Genomic DNA, 17,078 nt, shown 5'->3' with positions numbered 1-17,078 from the left:
GCTTCGCGTGGCTGGGCAGAAACGCCGCAAAGCCTACCACCTCGACCCTATTCGCGCACCGTCACCGTCGCCGTGGTACCGGCCCGCAGGTCGGCTTTGCCGGCAAAGCCTGGGTCGATGTCGATGCGCACCGGCACCCGCTGGGCCAGCTTCACCCAGGTGTAGCTGGGGTTGATGTTGGCCAGCAGGCGGTTGCCAGGGGCGTTTTCGCGGTCGGTGATGGCGTAGGCGATGCTCTGCACCGTGCCCTGGAAGCGTTCGCCGCTCATCAGGGCGATGTCGACCTTGCTGCCCGGGTGGATGCGCGGCAGCTTGGTTTCCTCGAAATAGCCGCTGATATGGAACGAGCCGCTGTCGACCAGCGCCAGTAAAGGTCCGCCGGCCGTGGCGTAGTCGCCCTGGCGGGTCAGCAGGTTGGTCACGTAACCGCTGACCGGGGCAACAATCTGTGTGCGTTGCAGGTCAAGCTCGGCCTGGGTCAAGGCGGCAGTGGCCAGTTGCACGTTGGCGGTGGCCAGGCTCAGGTTGGCCTGGCCGCGCATCAGTTCGGCCTGGGCCACGGCCACGTCGGTGCTGGATTTCTCCCATTCTTCACCGGAGATGGCAAAGCCCTGCTTGAGGGTGCGGCGCCGTTGTTCTTCGCTCTGGCGCTGCTTGAGCAGGGCCTGGCTTGAGATGATCGCCGCCTGGGCCAGGCCTTCGCTGGCCCGCGCCACTTCGATGGCGCGGCGCGCATGTTCGACCGCCAGGGCATAGCGCTCGGGGTCGATTTGCAGCAGCAACTGGCCTTGGTCGACGTGCTGGTTATCCGCCACCTTGAGGCTGACGATGCGCCCGGCGACATCCGCCGACAGCGTCACCACGTCGGCGCGCACCCGCGCATCGCGGGTCCAGGGCGCGCGGGTGTAATGCTCCCAGGCAAACCAGCCGAGCAGCAGCGCCAGTACCACCACAACCAGGGTCGAAACCTGGGCCACAAGTTTGTTCAAGGTTCAGCTCCCCATGTACAGGATGATCAAGGCGCACAGGCAAGCGTACAGCGCGCCTTCAAACAATGCCGGATGCCAGACCCGCTGCATCACCCCAAGCTTTTGCAGCAGCCAGAGCACGGCGATCAACAGCGGTATGGCCAGCAGCAGGGCCTGGGCGATCGGCGGCAGGTAGACGCCGCCAATCTCGAAATCAATGGGCAAGGGCCGGGGCTCCTTCGGCAGCGGGTTCAAGGTAGGGGCTGTAGTGACGCAAAAAGCCTGCGATCACCAGCAACGCCACACGAATGCGAAACAACGAGCGCAACTGCTCGGCCGGCGCCTGCAGTTGTTCGCCGTGCAGGTTGTCCAGGCGCTCGCCCAACGCCTGCAGGGTCTGCAGCAAGTCTGGCAGCACCAGCGCGGTGCGCCCGGCGATATAGCGGCCAGTGTTGCGCAATACCTGCTCAAGCTGCGCGCGCAGGGCCTCGGGCAGTAATGGGTTGGCCCTGCCCTGCTCCTGCAACTGGCGCAAGGCCACGCCCAGGGCCATGCACGCCAGGTTGACTTCGAACAGCCCCCGCGAGCGCTCATCACGGGTCGCTGGCAGCAGGCCGATAATCAGGGTCAGGCGGTCGAGCATGCGGCTCTCAAAAGCGAACTGGCGCGCGTCCGAGGCCGGGCCCTTGAGCAAGGCATACACCTGTTCGCGGGTTTCACGAAACAGCCGTTCGATGCGCAATTGCGGGTTGAACGGGAAAATCCACGCATACACCATCAGCGACAACGCCGCGCCACACACATAGGCACCAGCGAATTCGAACCATTGCATCGCCGTGTTCTGCCAGGCGCCGATGTTCTGCGGGCCGAACAGCAAGAAGCTCGACAAGCCCAGGCCCATGCCGATGCCGGCGGTCATCGGCCCCGACAGCCCCACCGCCACTACATAGAGCAAGGGCAACAGCAGCAGCGCGAGCATTTCGAAATCGACCACCTGCGGGATCAGCCAGAACTGGTACAGCGCCGACACCAGCAGCGCCAGGCCCAGGCCGCGGGCGTAGTTCTGCGCCGCCATCAGCGGGCGCGGAAAGGTCGCCATCAACGAGCAGAGGATGCCCACCAGAATCATCCCGGCGCGGGCGCCGTCCCAGGCGGTTTCGATCCAGATCAGCCCGGCCGCGACCAGGGCAATAAAGGCGCGGCTGGCGTTCATCGCCGCCAGGCGCCAGTCCAGGTGCAAGGGATTGCTGCGGCCCTGGCGGTACAGGCAATCGCCGGCACGGCCTTCCTGGATGGCATCGCTGAGTTCGAGCATTTCGCCGAGCTGTTCGAGCAGGCGCGCCTGCTCCCAGCGCAAGGCCCAGGCCAATGAGCGAAGCGGCGTTGGCAGGTCGCTTTGCAGCTGCTCGGCCTGTAGCGCAGCCTGGTCGAAACGCCGCTGCAAGGCGCTGAAATGCTCGCGTGCCTCGGCTGGCAAGGCCCGGCCCTGCTGCGCCAGCTGGTCGAGAAAAGCCAGCTCGTCGGCCAGCAAGCGGCTGATGAACTCCGGGTAACTGCCCTGCCAGCGCTCGGCGATCATCAGCTTCTGGTTACGCAGCACCGTCAGCCGCGAGCTGAGCAGCACCAACTGGTTGCCGAGCAGTTGCACCAGGCCGTTGGCCCCGCGCAAATGCGGGGCGTCGAAATACAGGTGGCGGCGCAGGCCTTCCAGGGCGCTGATCTCGCCAAGGATCTGCATCTGCCGCTTGCTGAACTCGGCCGCGCTCTCTTCACCGCGAATCGCCGCCGCAGCGTGGCTGGCCATCAGTTTGATGAGGTTGTCGACCTTGGCAAAATAGCCCGTGGCCACTGCCTGCGGCCGTGCACTGAGCAGGCTCACCGCACACACGCAGGCCACCGCCAGCAGGGTTTCGGTGACCCGGGTAATGGCCAGCATCAGGGTGTTGTCCTGCTCGGGGATCGCCAGCATCGCCACCACCACGGCGGTAAAGCCGCTGAGCACGAAGGCATGCGAGCTGGTGTAGCGCAGCAAGGTGCCGCCGGCGGTACACAGGGCCAGCCACAGGGCCAGGGTGATAATGAACGGCAATGGCGCCTGCGCGAATACCGCCATGATCAACACCGCCACCGCCGCGCCGAGGGTGGTGCCGAGCACCTGGGCGAAGCTGCGTTGCAGGGTCATGCCGCCCAGCGGCTGGCTGACGATGAACACCGCCATCACCGACCACTTCGGTTGGTCGAGGTCGAAGATGAACGCCAGGTACAGGGTCAACAGGCAGGCAACGATGGTCCGCAAGGCGAAGCGCAGGGTATCCGCACCGGGATGCAGCACCAGCCGCCAGTAATTGATCAAAGGTTGCACACAGGTCTCTCGAAAGTCCTTTCAGGGAACAGTAGCTTTTGTAGCGCACCCGGGAAAGACAACACGATGACCCACAGCGTTGCATATCTGCAACGATCCGCTGCCAATGCAACAATTGTCATGTTTTTACCCTTGACCCTGCGCTGCCCGAGGGTTAGTTTCTCGCCCGCATTTTTGCATGCCTACACAGGAGTCCTGCATTGGACAGTAGCCCTAGTCGATTGCGACAGGTCCACACGGCGCGCTAGTTCAGCAGGTTCCCCCTGTCACTGGCACGCCGAACATGGCGGTCAGTGGCGATTCGCATCCCTTGTGGATGACAAATCCTCATTCTCCTTCCCGCACACCTTGCACCTTCACCGGTGTTGAAGGCCCGTGGCCCTGCGCATTCTCTTTGTTCACGTACATCGCCGACTGGCGATGACAACGCGGCGTATTGCCGTGGATTCGAGGTTTGCTATGGATTGGAAAGTATTTCTGCTGCGCGTCACCGTCGCGCTGGTACTCGGGGCGCTGATTGGCGCCGAACGTCAACTGCGTCAGCGCCTGACCGGCCTGCGCACCAATGCCCTGGTCAGCACCGGCGCCTGCCTGTTCGTGCTGATGACCCAGGCAGTGCCGGGCATGGCCGCCACCGACGCTTCACGGGTTGCCGCCTATGTGGTCTCGGGCATCGGCTTTCTGGGCGGTGGTGTGATCATGCGCGACGGCCTCAACGTACGCGGGCTGAACACCGCTGCGACGCTCTGGTGCACCGCCGCCATTGGCGTGCTGTGCAGCCTGGGGCTGTTGCTGGAGGCGGCGCTGGGCAGCTGCGTGGTGCTCTGCGCCAATATCCTGCTGCGCGACATCGCCCAGCGTCTGAATCATCAGGACGTGCTGCCGGCCAACGAGGCCGAGCAGCGCTTCGAGGTGCGCATCACCTGCCGCGCCGAAGATGAAATCCAGGTGCGCAGCCTGATGCTGCACAGCTTCGGCAACGGCGGCCTGCGCCTGCAGTCGCTGCACAGTGAAGACCTGGCCAACCCGGCCAAGCTGGAAGTACGCGCCGAGCTGATGGGCAGCCCCGATGCGCCCACCCAGCTGGAACGCCTGGTCAGCCGGGTGAGCCTGGAGAAAGGCGTCAGCTCGGTGCGCTGGCAAGTGCACGAGCTGAGCGCCGATTAGCGGCGTTCGTCCGACAGCGGGGTCGGCTGGTCGGGTTCGGGCAGGCGATCGTCCAGGGGCTGGTCGTCGGGCACCCGCTCGACGTCCTCCGGCTGGTCGCGCCGCTGCGGGTCAGAGACATTCGGGTCGCTGAGCGGATCGTGCTCGCGTTGCGGGTTGTTCAGCGGATCTTTCCACAGGGGTTCATCGTCGGGACGTGGCTGGCTCATGGCAGTTACCTCGCAAGAGCGGCGCAAGAAATGCGCGCCGTACAGGTTCGAGGCTGTGCGCGGGTCCGCAGTGCCACCCAGGCGATCAACGGCAGGCCCGGGTAAATATGCTCAATGGCCAGCAAAATCCGCTGCAGCACCGGGCCGTCCTGGGGGTATCGTGTAGCAAAATAATCAGCCAGAGGTGCACTGTGGCGTCCTATACCTTGCGTCAACTGAAGTATTTCGTCACCACCGTTGAATGCGGCAGCGTCGCCGAGGCGTCGCGCAAGCTGTACATCGCCCAGCCGTCGATTTCCACGGCGGTCAAGGGCCTGGAAGACAGCTTCGGCGTGCAGCTGTTCATCCGCCATCACGCCCAGGGCGTGTCGCTGACCCCGGGTGGCGCACGCTTCTACCGCAAGGCCCAGGAACTGCTGCGTATGGCCCGCGAGTTCGAGCAGAACGCCCTGGCCGACAACGACGTGGTCTGTGGCCAGATCGACATCGGCTGCTTCGAGACCGTCGCCCCGCTCTACCTGCCGCGCTTGATCGCAGGCTTTCGCCAGCGTTTTCCGGGGGTGGAGATCCGCCTGCAGGACGGCGAGCAGCAGGAATTGGTGCAAGGCCTGACCGGCGGGCGCTTCGACCTGGCGATCTTCTACGAACATGACCTGGACAGCACCATTGAAACCGAAGCCCTGACCGCGCCCCAGCGCCCCTATGCGCTAGTGCCGGCGGGCCATCGCTTTGCCGGGCAGAAGCAGGTCTCGATCAGGGACCTGGCGCTGGAGCCGATGATCCTCCTCGACGTGCAGCCCAGCCGCACTTACTTCGTGAGTATTTTCGAAGAACTGCAGCTGAGCCCGAACATCGTCTTCAGCTCGCCGTCGATCGAGATGGTCCGCGGCATGGTCGGCCAGGGCTTTGGCTTTGCCCTGCTGGTGACCAAGCCCCATGGCCACAGCACCTATGATGGACAGGAAGTGGTCTGTGTGGAGATTGCCGAAGATGTCACAGGCTCCGCGCTGGTGGCCGGCTGGCTCAAGCGTGCGCAGCTGACCAAGCCTGCGCAGTTGTTTGTCGATTACTGCAAGGAGCAGTTTGCTGCCTGGCTGGCCTAACGGTTCAACAGCATCGCGGGGCAAGTCGGGTCGCCGCACCGCCGCTCCCACAGATTGGACTGCCCCTGTGGGGCTTGACCCGCGATGAATTCAGCGCGCCGCCCAGGCGTTGAAGCGCTGCTCCAGCTCCTCGCCATGGTCCACCCAGAACCCGGCATCCACCGCCCGCGCCCCGGCCAGGTTGGCCTCGGCGGTCGGCAACTGTTGCTGGACATTCGCCGGCAGCAGCTTCAGCGCCTCGCGGTGCACCGGCCCGTAGGGAATCTCCTCGGAAAACACCTTCTGGGTTTGTGGCTGGCTGGCAAAGGCAATGAAGTCCTCGGCCAGGGCCTTGTTCGGCGTGCCCTTGACCACCGCCCAGTATTCCGGGTCGTACAGGCTTTGCGGCCAGACGATACTGAGCTTCATGCCCTCCTTCTGTGCCGAGGCGATCCGGCCGTTGTAGGCCGCGCTCATGACCACGTCACCGGCAATCAGCCACTGCGCCGGTTGCGCGCCGGCTTCCCACCACTGGATATTGCCCTTGATCTGGTCCAGTTTGGCAAAGGCGCGGCTCACCCCTTGCTGCGTACCGAGCACTTCATACAGCTGCTCGGGCTTGACCCCGTCGGCGAGCAAGGCGATCTCCAGGGTGTACTTGGCACCCTTGCGCAAGCCGCGCTTGCCGGGGAAGTCGGCAACGTTCCAGAAGTCGGCCCAGGAACTCGGCGCCTTGGCCAGCTTGCCGTTGTCGTAGGCCATGACCATCGACCAGACGTAGGTGGCCACCCCGCATTCGCTCAGGGTACCCGGGACGAACTGCGCCGGGTCGCCGAAGCGCGCCGGATCGAGACGCTCGAACAGGCCTTCGTCACAGCCGCGCAACAGCTCCGGGCTCTCGACCTCGACCACGTCCCAGCTGGTATGGCCGACATCGACCATGGCCTTGATTTTCGACAGCTCACCGTTGTACTCGCCGGCAACCACGCGTCCTGCGCCGCTGGCGTTGAAAGGTTGGAAGTAGGCCTTGTCCTGGGCCTGCTTGGTGGCACCACCAAAGGAGATGACGGTGAGGTTCTGCGGCGCAGCCGACACCGCGCTGCACAGCACAACCAGGGCAAAGGGAACACAGCAACGCAAGAATCTGGACATGAAGCGGTTCCTCTAATAGGCCGGCACGCCCGCGCGCGCCGGCCACTTTTGGGTTTACAGGCGACCGAATTCGCGGGCGGTACGGTCTACAGCGGTACGGGTCTTGTCGACCAGTTCATCGATGTCGGCGTGGCTGGCCACCAGGGCCGGGGCCATGATCATCCGGCCCAGGGTCGAGCGAATGATCAGGCCCTCTTCAAAACCGAGGGTGCGGCAACGCCAGGCCATGTCGTTTTCGTTGGCAAAGCGCTTGCGGCTGGCCTTGTCTTCAGCGAACTGCAAGGCCGCGACCAGGCCTGCGCCCTGCACCTCGCCAATCAGCGGGTGGTTGCCGAACACTTCGCGCAGGCAACGCTGCAGGTAGGGGCCGGTCTCGTGCTTGACACGGCTGACGATGCCTTCGTCGCGCAGCGCCTTGAGGTTGGCAATTGCTACCGCTGCCGCCACCGGGTGACCGGAATAGGTCAGGCCGTGGGCGAATACCCCGCCCTGCTCCACCAGCACCTCGGCCATGCGCTTGGACAGAATCAGGCCGCCCATGGGGATGTAGCCGCTGGTCAGGCCCTTGGCGATCGACAGGGTGTCGGGCTCGAAACCAAAATGCTGGTGGGCGAACCACTCGCCGGTGCGGCCAAAGCCGCCGATGACTTCATCGGCGCACAGCAGCACGTCGTACTGCCGGCAGATGCGCTGGATTTCTGGCCAGTAGCTTTCTGGCGGGAAGATCATGCCGCCGGCGCCCTGGAAGGGTTCGGCAACAAACGCGGCGACGTTGTCGGCGCCAAGTTCGAGGATCTTCTCTTCCAGTTGGCGCGCCGCGCGCAGGCCGAATTCGGCCGGGGTCAGGTCGCCCTCGTGGGCAAACCAGTACGGCTCGTCAATGTGCGCAACATCGGGGATCACCCCGCCCATGTCGTGCATGAACTTCATCCCGCCCAGCGCCGTGGCGCCCAGGGTCGAGCCGTGGTAGCCGTTCCAGCGGCCGATCATGATCTTCTTCTGCGCCTTGCCGAGGATCTGCCAGTAGCGGCGCACGGTACGGATCAGCACCTCGTTGGCTTCAGAGCCGGAGTTGGTGTAGATCGCGTGGCTGTAGTGCGCCGGCAGCAGGCTGAACAGCAGCTCCGAGAGCTCGACCACCGCCGGGTGGGTGGTGTGGAAGAACATGTTGTAGTACGGCAGTTGCTCCAGCTGCTGGCTGGCGGCTGCGGCCAGGTCCTTGCGGCCATAGCCGAGGTTGGTGCACCACAGCCCCGACATGCCGTCCAGGTAGCGCTTGCCATCGTTGTCCCACAATGCCAGGCCTTCGCCACGGACGATCACCCGCGGGCCTTCGGCGTTCAGCGCCTTCTGGTCGAGAAAGGCATGAATGTGGTGCGCGGCATCCGCTGCCTGGTAATCGCCGGTGCTACGGGCAGGTTTGACGTGAGCGGTCATTGCGAATCTCCTTGCGGGTCTTTATCGGTTTGAGTGCCCAGCACGCTTGCCAGCGGCTCGGGCTTGAACAGTGGCTTGCCCATCACGCCCTTGATCCACAGCACGGCGATGATCGAGACGATCAGCAGCACCAGGCCTGCGTAGGCAAAAATCGAAAAGGTCATGTCCGGGCTGGGCGAGACGTTCCAGATCGCAAACAGCATGCCGGCGATGCCAAACAGCTGCGGCAGCGGGTAGAACGGCGTGCGGAACGGCCGCGCCACGTGCGGGTAGCGCCGGCGCAGGGCAATGACGTTGACGTGGGTGATGATGTAGGCCAGCAGCCAGGCCAGGGCGGCCGACAACAGCAGCTGGTTGATGGCGTCGGCATGGTCGTGCATCAGCAGCAATGGCAGGCCGGTGACCGCGGCAATGAACAGCACCGCCACCCAGGGCGCGCCGGTGCGCTTGCCCTGGCGCTTGAACACGCCGAAGGCCTGGCCGTTGCGGGCCATGCCATAAAGTATGCGCGGGATCGCCGCCAGCGAACTGTTGAGGGTGCTGCAGGTGGCGGTGATCGCGGCGGTAACCAAAAACACTTTGCCGGCCTCCCCGAACACCGTGGTGGCGAACAGGTAATGCGGCAGGCCGTTGCTGGCCAGCTCCGCCTGCGGCACGGTGAGCAAGGCGCCCAGGCCGTACAGGCAGATGATCACGAAGATGATGGTCAGGCCGAGCATCATCGAGCCCGGGATGTTGCGCTCCGGGCGGCGGGTTTCTTCTACCAGCGGGCAGACGAACTCGGCGCCGACAAAGCCCCACACCGCCATCGCGGTCAGGGCGATCACCCCCAGGCCCAACGGGTTCCAGTGGGCGCTGTCGAACAGCGCCGGGTTGGGCGCGACGATGTCGCTGTTCATCGCGCTCAGGCCCATCACCAGCAGCACCACGGTCATCACCATCGCCAGCACGGTTTGCAGGCGGGCGAAGATGTCGATGTTGAACAGGTTGAGCACAGTGAACAGCGCCAGTACACCCAGGGCCACGGTAAGCGGTGGCATCGAGTGTGGGTAGACCTTGTCGATGATGAACTCCATCAGCAACAGCTCGGCCGACAGCGCGAACATCGCCACCACGATATAGCCGGAAAAGGTCGCGAGGATCGCCGGGAACTGGCCGATGGCGACTTCGGTATAGCTGCTCAGGCTGCCGGCGCGGGGGATCATCAGCGCCAGTTCCGAGAACGAACAGGCGTAACTCAGGGCCAGCAGGTAAGCCAGGCCCAGCGGCACGATAAAGCCCAGGCCGGCGATGCCGACACCTTGCAGCATCAGCACCATGACGCCCTGGGACACCACCAGGCCGATGGCCACCGCCAGCAGCGCGGTAAGGCCGAGTTTCTTGCGACTTGCAGGCGGCGCCAGGGCGCCGGTTTGCACGCTTGCATTGCTGTTCATCGGGTGCTCCGAATTGTTGTTATTAGGTGTTGCCTGTGCTGGCCTCATCACGGGTCAAGCCCGCTCCCACAGGCCATCAGCCGCGCAGCTGAATCCAGGTCGTTTTCAACTGCGTGTACTTGTCGAACGAATGCAGCGACAGGTCGCGGCCAAAGCCCGACTGCTTGCCGCCGCCAAAGGGCACGCAGACGTCCAGGGCATCGACGGTATTGACCGACACCGTGCCGGCATTCAGCCGCCGGGCGACGCGGTGGGCGCGGTTGAGGTCGTCGGTCCACAGCGACGCCGCCAGGCCATAGATGTGATCGTTGGCCATGGCCACCGCCTGGTCTTCGTCATCGAACACGCTGACCGCCAGCACCGGGCCGAACACTTCTTCGCGGGCCAGGGTCATGTCGGCGGTGACGCCGGTAAAAATCGTCGGCTCGATGAAGTTGCTCGAACTGTCGAAACTCAGCTGTCGACCACCACACACCAGTTGCGCGCCTTCAGCCTGGGCCTGCTCGATGTAGTGCATGATCCGCTGCGCCTGGCGGCTGTCGACAATGGCCCCGGCGCGGCTTGCCGGGTTCAGCGGGTTGCCCGGCAGCCACTGGCGCGCCTTGACGATCAGCCGCTCGATGAACGCGTCGGCGATCGAACGTTGCAGCAGCAGGCGCGAGTTGGCCGAGCAGACTTCGCCCTGGTTGAAGAAGATGCCGAACGCGGCTTTCTCGGCCGCCAGGTCCAGGTCCTGGCAATCGGCGAACACCAGGTTCGGGCTCTTGCCGCCGCATTCCAGCCACACCTGCTTGAGGTTCGACTGCGCGGCGTATTGCATGAAGTACTTGCCGACTTCGGTGGAGCCGGTAAACACCAGGGCATCGACGTCCATGTGCAGGCCCAGGGCGCGACCGGCCTCCTCGCCCAGCCCCGGCACCACGTTGAGCACGCCCTTGGGCAGGCCCGCTTCAATCGCAAGCTCTGCCAGGCGCAGCGCCGAGAACGGCGACTGCTCGGCGGGCTTGAGCACCACGCTGTTACCGGCGGCCAACGCCGGGGCGAGTTTCCAGGCGGCCATGTCCAGCGGGAAATTCCACGGCACCACCGCCCCGATCACCCCCAGCGGCACGCGGGTGATGGTCGCCAGGGCATTGCTGGCGGTCGGCGCCACCTGGTCATAGAGCTTGTCGAGGCTTTCGCCGTACCAGGTGAACACATGGGCCGCGCCCGGCACGTCGATGTTCCAGGCATCCATCACCGGCTTGCCCATGCTCAGCGAGTCGAGCAAGGCCAGTTCGGCGCGGTGCTCGAGCATCAACTGCGCCAGGCGCAACAGCACGGCCTTACGCTCGCCGGGCGCCATCTTTGCCCAGGGGCCTTGTTCGAAGGCCTGGCGGGCGCTGCGCACGGCCAGGTCAACCTCGGCCTGGCCGCAAGCGGTGACCTGGGCCAGCAATGTGCCGGTGGCCGGGTTGATCACCTCGAATCGTGCGCCACTTGCGGTCTGGCAGGCCTCGCCTTGAATAAATGCGCTGTCGATCAGGCGCTGCTGTTGCGCCAGGCTGGTCCACTGGTTGAAATCGTTCACTGCAGACTCCTTGTTGTTATCCGTTGTTGGAGAGGTATTCGGCCAGGCGATCCATCAGGCGGTCACAGGCCGCCATCTGCTCGACGCTGACAAATTCATCCGGCTTGTGACCCTGCTCCATGCTGCCCGGCCCGCACACCACCGCCGGGATTCCGGCCTCATCGAACAGGCCGCCTTCAGTGCCAAAGGCCACGGTGCTGAAGGCATCGCTGCCGCACAGTTGCGCGACCAGTTGCGCTGCGGAGCTTTGCGGTGCGGTGGCCAGGCCCGGGTAGGCCGAGATCGCTTCGAAGCGGATCGCCGTGTCAGCCTTGACCGCCTGCATGGCCGGCAGCAGGGTGTGCTGCGCGTAGGTGTGCAGCTCGTCCACCACCGCCTGCGGTTCGAACGCCGGCAAGGTACGCACTTCAAAGTCGAAGCGGCAATCGGCCGGGACGATGTTCAGCGCCGTACCGCCCTGGATCACCCCGACCTGCACGGTGGAAAACGCCGGGTCAAAGCGTTGATCGTGATGCTGCGGCGCGGCCAGGCGCTGGCCGATCTCGCCCAGGCGAGCGATCAGACGCGCCGCCTGCTCGATGGCGTTGACGCCATAAGGCGCATAGGCCGAATGGCACGGCGCGCCGTGTACATGGCAACGCATGGCCAGCTTGCCCTTGTGGCCAAGCACCGGTTTGAGCTCGGTCGGCTCGCCAATCAGGCACAAGGCCGGTTGCGCGATGCGCTGGGGCAGTACCTCGAGCAGGCTGCGTACGCCCAGGCAGCCGACTTCCTCGTCATACGAGAACGCCAGGTGCACCGGCCGGCGCAGCGGGCTTTTAAGAAACACCGGCACCGCTGCCAGTACCGAAGCCAGGTAGCCTTTCATGTCGGCGGCGCCGCGGCCGTACAGCTTGCCGTCGCGCTCGGTGAGGCTGAACGGCTCGACTGTCCACGCCTGGCCGTCCACCGGCACCACATCGGTATGGCCCGACAGCACCACACCGCCCGCCACTGCCGGGCCAATGCTGGCCAGCAGGTTGGCCTTGGTCCGCTGCGTGTTGTAGATCAGCTCGCAGCTCACACCCAGGCCGTGCAGGTAGTCGCGGACGAACTCGATCAAGGCCAGGTTCGAATCGCGGCTGACCGTGGCAAAGCCGATCAGGCTGGCCAACAATGCACGGCTGCGCAGCTCACTCATCGCCCGGCACTCCGTAGCTTGGCGCCAGGGTCGGGTTGAGGGCGCGGGTCAGGTAGTCCTGCAACTGCGGCTCATAGGCGTTCCAGAGCTTGCCCAATTCGCCGATGGGGTTGTCCTCAGCCCAGTCGACGCGCAGGTCAACGATCGGCCAGACCAGCTCGCCGACCACCGACAGCGCCGCCGAATGCACCGCCCCGGCTTCGCCGCCGGCGTCCTGGCCGGCCTCAAGGGCGGTCAGCAAACGCGCGGCCAGGCAGCCTTCGCTGCGCTCGAAGGCCTCGACCATGCGCTCGATCACCGCGCTGTTGGCCAGCAGGTTGCCGGCGGCCACGCATTGTTCGCCGGCCACGGCATGGTTGATGCCCAGCGCATGATTGCCGCTGAACACCGCGGTGCGGCCCTGGGCATCGACCACTGCCACCTGGCGGTACTGGCTGTAGCCGTTGCGGGTCAAGGCGCGGTCCAGGGCCTGGTGCGGCGCCAGGCCTTCGTCCAGGCCATCGAGGATCTGCGGGCCGAGGGCCGGCAAGGTGATGTTCTGGCTCGACACCGCACCGACGCCTGTGCGCAGCCACGGGCAGCGAGCACCGACGGCGATGCTTGAAGAGCTGATGGCAATGCCCAGCTGGCCGGTTTCGGCGCAGCGGCCAACGATGGAGAAGGTCATGGCACGCTCCTTATTCGGGGATGACCGCGATCACGTCGATTTCCATCAGCCACTGCGGCTGGCCGAGGGCGCTGACCACCAGGCCGGTGGAGATCGGGAACACACCCTTGAGCCATTTACCGACTTCCTGGTACACCGGCTCGCGATAGCGCGGGTCGATCAGGTAGGTGGTGGTCTTGACGATATGGCTGAGGTCGCTGCCGGCCTCCTCCAGCAGTTGCTTGACGTTGCGCATGGCCTGCTCGGCTTGCGCCCGCGGGTCACCCAGGCCGACCAGCTGGCCATTGAAGTCGGTACCCACCTGGCCGCGCACATACACGGTGTTGCCGGCACGCACGGCCTGGCACAGGTCGTTGTCCAGGGTCTGGTTGGGGTAGGTGTCTTTGGAGTTGAACATGCGAATACGGGTATGAGTAGGCATCAACGGGCTCCCATGAGGCTGGCTGGTTGGCTGGACGCTTGCTGTTCGGCCTGGCGCTGCGAAGCGTCGCGGTAATTGAGGTAGGTGCGCTGTTTGGCGATGTGATCGGCGATGTGCTTGGCGTCGTGCCACACCCCCCAGATAAACGCCGAGCCGCGCCGCGACAGCCAAGGCAGGCCGACGAAGTACACCCCCGGCTCGCTGGACACGCCGCGCTGGTGCCGGGGCTTGCCGTTGTCCTTGAAGGCGTCGACCTGCAGCCAGCTGTAGTCCACCGAATAGCCGGTGGCCCAGATGATGGTGCCGACCCCGGCCTTGGCCAGGTCGAGTTCCAGCAACGGTTGGGTCAGGCATTGCGGATCAGGGAGAATTTCCCGCGCTTGCGGCTCTTGCGGCAGGTCCAGGCCATTGCGGGCAATGTAGGCGTCGGCGGCATCGAGCAGCGCCAGGTAGTTCTCGTCGCCGCGGGCGATGTTCTCGGCCAGGTTGGCTTCAAAGCTGACCACGCCGTTATCAAAGCCCTTGGTCAGGCCGACCAGGGTCATGCCTTGTTGGGCCAGGCGGCGAAAATCCACGGTGTGGCCGCCGCGGGCACCGCTGACGGCGATAGTCACGTGCTCCTTGCCCGGCTGCATGGTCTCGGCATCCCACTCGCCGAGCACCCCCAGCCACCAGCAGAAGTCACGGTTGCGGTAGGCCCGTGGCGGCCGGTCGTGGGCGCCGACCGAGAGGTACACCTGCTTGCCGGCACGCTGCAGTTCATCGGCGATCTGCACCCCCGATGAGCCGGCGCCAACCACCAGCACCGCGCCTTCAGGCAACTGCTGCGGGTTGCGGTAGGCGGCCGAGTGCATCTGCAATACGTTCGACTGCTTCGGCGCAATCGGCGGGATCACCGGGCGCTGGAACGGGCCGGTGGCAACCACCACCTGCTGGGCCTCGATCACGCCATCGCTGGTGTGCACGGTGAACCCCGGACGATCGCTGTTGCGCAGCACCTGGGTAACTTCGACGCCAGTGCGGATCGGTGCGTTGAATTTGCGCGCGTAGGCTTCGAAGTAATCGGCCACCTGGTCTTTACCAGCGAAGGCGTCCGGGTCGAGGCCGTCGAACTCCAGGCCCGGGAAGCGGTCGTGCCAGGCCGGCCCATTGGCCACCAGCGAATCCCAGCGACCGGTGCGCCAGGCTTCGGCGATACGGTTGCGCTCCAGCACCAGGTGCGGCACGCCCAGGCGGCTCAGGTGTTCACTCATGGCCACGCCGGCTTGCCCGGCGCCCACTACGAGCGTATCGATCTTGGTTTTATTGGTTGTCATGTCTGCGCCCTACTGAGTTGTCCCACGCGGGTGGCCGTGGGAGGGTGTAGGTCGCATTCTGGGAGAGCGCGAAGAAAGGCGAAATTATGATTTTTGTGGTTGTTGGAGAGTAAAAAACTAAGGGCTGCGTTGCAGCCCTTCGCCGGCAAGGCCGGTTCCCACAGGAACCAGCTAGCTAGGTTCTGTACGAACAGAGATGTCGCAAACACCGCATGGAACAAGCCAGCGAGACCATAGCGACGTAGTGCTTCGGCGTCGTAGCCCTTGTCGGCAAGCAACCATTTACAGCGCTTACGCGGGCGGCCACGTTGGTTCGATGGAATGCTGACCTCGTCCAATAGGGAAACCGTTGATACACCGTTGACCACGGGCCAAAGCGCTCCGGCATATCTCGCCACGCAGCACCTGAGCAGAGCACCCAGAGCACGCCATCGAGCATCAGGCGGTCGCTCAGGCGGGGCCGCCCCCGGCCATGGGTTTCGGTGAAGAGATCAGCAACCACGGTCCAAGCCTCATCCGAGAGTTCGTAACGCTTTGCCATCACAGAATTTCTTTCCGTAGATGGCTGGAAACTCTACAAAATTTCAGCCTACGAGGGACGCCGATTGGGTTTCTCGGGATTTCGTACAGAGCCTAATGATGGGCGTTTTGACTTCAACTTGTGCCCGATGGCATGCCTGCAAAACAACTAAAAACGGTTTTTAAAAAAAAACACACACGCAAGAAAACGTTATAAAAAACTAGTAGTTTTATCAGTAGCGCCACCCCCGAAAAAGCTTAATTATTTCTACGCCCAAGGAAGAAAAACTTGAGCAAGAGACGTCCCGTCCAAAGGAGCACACCATGGCCAAGTCATTTATTGCCCGCTTATACGGCAAGGTTGATAGCAACCACCATAGCCGCATCCCCGTTACACTTTCAAAGTTTGTACGAGAGGTGGATTTTTACAACAACGTGAAATACAAGGTGGTCAATGATGACTGGCTAAATCTAAACTATCGGGACACCACCCCTGTCGAACTTAGATTTGAACATCAATACACTAACAACACGTACAGATTCATCATTGACTCAGGTGCCTTCGAAGGCTACACAATGGGCGTGGGTGAAAGCGGCCCCACTCTAGACATGGTCGGGGCCTGGAACAAAGTTTCATCCACTGACCCAACCACATTCTTTGAGATATCATACGATGGAAATATCGTAACCGGCGATCAACTCCCGGATACCGCTGGCTCCATTAAAATCCTGAACAACAACCGGAATGCATTGAAGTGGCGGCGACGCCCAGATGAAAATCCGAATGACTTTGAATATCCTAACTTCAATTATCAAATCGTGGATGGGGGTGACAATAACTTAGTACTTGAATTCTACCTTGAAATAACCAAGCGATTCGGCTAGGCACTGTACGAAAAGTAATGTCGTAGACATCGCTGCCAGCAGGCCAATGTGACCATCGCCGCATAGCTTTTCGCGAGCTTGCAGTAGCGTGTCGCCAGGCGGCGATGTTCCTTCAACCAGCCGAACAGCCGTTCGGTAAACTGGGTTTCGGATCGCTGGCTTGTCCGCCAGAAAGGATGAAGTGCAGTGGTACACCTCGAGCGTCGCAGACCATGTGAATTTTCGTTGTCAGCCCACCCCGGCTTCTCCCGAGTGCGTGGTCCGCTGGTTCTTCCGCTCCCCTTTTTGGCCTGCTCCAGATGAGGCCCGGGTCGCTTTGACTGCCGTCGAGTCAATGCACCAGGTGTCCAGATTGATCAGGCCTTGAGCGTTGAGTTTGACGTGCAGGCGCTTGAGCATCTTGTTGAAGGTGCCCTGGGTACGCCAGTCTCGAAAGCGGTGATAAACCGAGGACCAGGGGCCGAATCGCTCAGGCATGTCTCGCTATGCTGCGCCGGAGCAAAGTACCCACAACACACCATTGAGCATCAAGCGATCATTAGCTCTTGGGCGCCCAGTGCGCCGATGTGCAGTAAAAAGATCAGCGACTATTTCCCAATCAGCATCGGAAAGTTCGTATCGCTTGGGCATGGCAGAATCCTTCGCCTAAAAGGCGAGAACTCTACGGAAAATCAGGCCCCCAGAGGCCTCTACGACATTTCAAAGGT

General features: G+C 63.4%; 15 protein-coding genes and 2 pseudogenes. 3 read left to right on the top strand and 14 right to left on the bottom strand.

From position 1 onward, the window contains the following. Nucleotides 1-47: 47 nt before the first annotated feature. The 3 genes from BLR26_RS16865 to BLR26_RS16855 are packed head-to-tail and all read right to left on the bottom strand — an operon-like array spanning nucleotide 48 to nucleotide 3,330. The gene (locus BLR26_RS16865) at nucleotides 48-989 is read right to left on the bottom strand and encodes an HlyD family secretion protein (RefSeq protein WP_045200917.1); all 942 of its coding nucleotides are present in this window, start codon (nucleotides 987-989) and stop codon (nucleotides 48-50) included. A 3-nt stretch (nucleotides 990-992) separates the two neighbouring features. Next, nucleotides 993-1,193: a DUF1656 domain-containing protein gene (locus BLR26_RS16860; protein ID WP_010226052.1), complete on the bottom strand. Its 201-nt coding sequence runs from the start codon at nucleotides 1,191-1,193 to the stop codon at nucleotides 993-995. Beyond that, a complete protein-coding gene (locus tag BLR26_RS16855; RefSeq protein ID WP_093382871.1) occupies nucleotides 1,183-3,330 on the bottom strand; it encodes an FUSC family protein in 2,148 nt (715 codons plus the stop codon). The genes BLR26_RS16860 and BLR26_RS16855 overlap by 11 nt, the downstream gene beginning before the upstream one ends. Before the next feature lie 459 nt (nucleotides 3,331-3,789). On the opposite strand from BLR26_RS16855, the gene BLR26_RS16850 reads away from it, so the two are divergent. Next, a complete protein-coding gene (locus BLR26_RS16850) occupies nucleotides 3,790-4,497 on the top strand; it encodes an MgtC/SapB family protein (RefSeq protein ID WP_045200921.1) in 708 nt (235 codons plus the stop codon). Here the strand turns inward: BLR26_RS16850 and BLR26_RS16845 are convergent. Beyond that, the gene (locus tag BLR26_RS16845; RefSeq protein ID WP_093382866.1) at nucleotides 4,494-4,706 is read right to left on the bottom strand and encodes a hypothetical protein; all 213 of its coding nucleotides are present in this window, start codon (nucleotides 4,704-4,706) and stop codon (nucleotides 4,494-4,496) included. The two genes, BLR26_RS16850 and BLR26_RS16845, sit on opposite strands and share 4 nt — an antisense overlap. Before the next feature lie 191 nt (nucleotides 4,707-4,897). On the opposite strand from BLR26_RS16845, the gene BLR26_RS16840 reads away from it, so the two are divergent. Then, nucleotides 4,898-5,809: a LysR substrate-binding domain-containing protein gene (locus BLR26_RS16840; RefSeq protein WP_045200925.1), complete on the top strand. Its 912-nt coding sequence runs from the start codon at nucleotides 4,898-4,900 to the stop codon at nucleotides 5,807-5,809. A gap of 90 nt (nucleotides 5,810-5,899) precedes the next feature. Here the strand turns inward: BLR26_RS16840 and BLR26_RS16835 are convergent, their stop codons facing one another. The 9 genes and pseudogenes from BLR26_RS16835 to BLR26_RS16795 form a co-directional block, all read right to left on the bottom strand. Further along, a complete protein-coding gene (locus tag BLR26_RS16835; protein WP_093382862.1) occupies nucleotides 5,900-6,940 on the bottom strand; it encodes an ABC transporter substrate-binding protein in 1,041 nt (346 codons plus the stop codon). A gap of 54 nt (nucleotides 6,941-6,994) precedes the next feature. After that, on the bottom strand, nucleotides 6,995-8,377 hold the full coding sequence (locus tag BLR26_RS16830) for an aspartate aminotransferase family protein (protein ID WP_093382857.1): 1,383 nt from the start codon (nucleotides 8,375-8,377) through the stop codon (nucleotides 6,995-6,997). Further along, nucleotides 8,374-9,813: an APC family permease gene (locus BLR26_RS16825; protein ID WP_093382853.1), complete on the bottom strand. Its 1,440-nt coding sequence runs from the start codon at nucleotides 9,811-9,813 to the stop codon at nucleotides 8,374-8,376. The genes BLR26_RS16830 and BLR26_RS16825 overlap by 4 nt, the downstream gene beginning before the upstream one ends. Before the next feature lie 76 nt (nucleotides 9,814-9,889). Further along, complete coding sequence (locus BLR26_RS16820; RefSeq protein ID WP_093382848.1) at nucleotides 9,890-11,383, bottom strand: aldehyde dehydrogenase; 1,494 nt, start codon at nucleotides 11,381-11,383, stop codon at nucleotides 9,890-9,892. A 16-nt stretch (nucleotides 11,384-11,399) separates the two neighbouring features. Then, entirely contained in the window at nucleotides 11,400-12,563 is a 1,164-nt protein-coding gene (gene argE, locus BLR26_RS16815; RefSeq protein WP_093382843.1) for an acetylornithine deacetylase, read from the bottom strand. Continuing rightward, nucleotides 12,556-13,230, bottom strand: a complete 675-nt coding sequence (locus BLR26_RS16810; protein ID WP_093382838.1) for a DUF1028 domain-containing protein — start codon at nucleotides 13,228-13,230, stop codon at nucleotides 12,556-12,558. Before BLR26_RS16810 ends, argE begins: the two co-directional genes overlap by 8 nt. A 10-nt stretch (nucleotides 13,231-13,240) precedes the next feature. Further along, on the bottom strand, nucleotides 13,241-13,651 hold the full coding sequence (locus BLR26_RS16805) for a RidA family protein (RefSeq protein WP_093382834.1): 411 nt from the start codon (nucleotides 13,649-13,651) through the stop codon (nucleotides 13,241-13,243). Further along, complete coding sequence (locus BLR26_RS16800) at nucleotides 13,651-14,967, bottom strand: flavin-containing monooxygenase (RefSeq protein ID WP_093382829.1); 1,317 nt, start codon at nucleotides 14,965-14,967, stop codon at nucleotides 13,651-13,653. Before BLR26_RS16800 ends, BLR26_RS16805 begins: the two co-directional genes overlap by 1 nt. A 334-nt stretch (nucleotides 14,968-15,301) precedes the next feature. After that, nucleotides 15,302-15,508 (bottom strand): annotated as a pseudogene (locus BLR26_RS16795) (transposase); the annotation flags it as partial. Nucleotides 15,509-15,810: 302 nt separating this feature from the next. On the opposite strand from BLR26_RS16795, the gene BLR26_RS16790 reads away from it, so the two are divergent. Further along, nucleotides 15,811-16,371 carry a hypothetical protein gene (locus BLR26_RS16790; protein ID WP_093382825.1) on the top strand — a complete coding sequence of 187 codons (561 nt, stop codon included), beginning with the start codon at nucleotides 15,811-15,813 and terminating at the stop codon, nucleotides 16,369-16,371. On the opposite strand, the pseudogene BLR26_RS16785 reads toward BLR26_RS16790, so the two are convergent. Beyond that, nucleotides 16,368-17,001: pseudogene (locus BLR26_RS16785) on the bottom strand (IS5 family transposase). The gene BLR26_RS16790 and the pseudogene BLR26_RS16785 sit on opposite strands and share 4 nt — an antisense overlap. Nucleotides 17,002-17,078: the final 77 nt, after the last annotated feature.

Source organism: Pseudomonas sp. UC 17F4 (assembly GCF_900101695.1).
In the GTDB taxonomy this organism is placed as follows: Bacteria; Pseudomonadota; Gammaproteobacteria; order Pseudomonadales; family Pseudomonadaceae; genus Aquipseudomonas.
The sequence above is the reverse complement of the archived record's forward strand: the minus strand, read 5'-3'. Positions and strand labels throughout refer to the sequence as shown.

Excerpts from the sequence above, each read along its gene's own strand:
- BLR26_RS16825 (WP_093382853.1), bottom strand. The coding sequence starts at position 9,813 with ATGAACAGCAATGCAAGCGTGCAAACCGGCGCCCTGGCGCCGCCTGCA.
- BLR26_RS16790 (WP_093382825.1), top strand. The coding sequence starts at position 15,811 with ATGGCCAAGTCATTTATTGCCCGCTTATACGGCAAGGTTGATAGCAAC.
- BLR26_RS16835 (WP_093382862.1), bottom strand. The coding sequence starts at position 6,940 with ATGTCCAGATTCTTGCGTTGCTGTGTTCCCTTTGCCCTGGTTGTGCTG.
- BLR26_RS16850 (WP_045200921.1), top strand. The coding sequence starts at position 3,790 with ATGGATTGGAAAGTATTTCTGCTGCGCGTCACCGTCGCGCTGGTACTC.
- BLR26_RS16805 (WP_093382834.1), bottom strand. The coding sequence starts at position 13,651 with ATGCCTACTCATACCCGTATTCGCATGTTCAACTCCAAAGACACCTAC.
- BLR26_RS16845 (WP_093382866.1), bottom strand. The coding sequence starts at position 4,706 with ATGAGCCAGCCACGTCCCGACGATGAACCCCTGTGGAAAGATCCGCTG.
- BLR26_RS16800 (WP_093382829.1), bottom strand. The coding sequence starts at position 14,967 with ATGACAACCAATAAAACCAAGATCGATACGCTCGTAGTGGGCGCCGGG.
- BLR26_RS16810 (WP_093382838.1), bottom strand. The coding sequence starts at position 13,230 with ATGACCTTCTCCATCGTTGGCCGCTGCGCCGAAACCGGCCAGCTGGGC.
- argE (WP_093382843.1), bottom strand. The coding sequence starts at position 12,563 with ATGAGTGAGCTGCGCAGCCGTGCATTGTTGGCCAGCCTGATCGGCTTT.
- BLR26_RS16830 (WP_093382857.1), bottom strand. The coding sequence starts at position 8,377 with ATGACCGCTCACGTCAAACCTGCCCGTAGCACCGGCGATTACCAGGCA.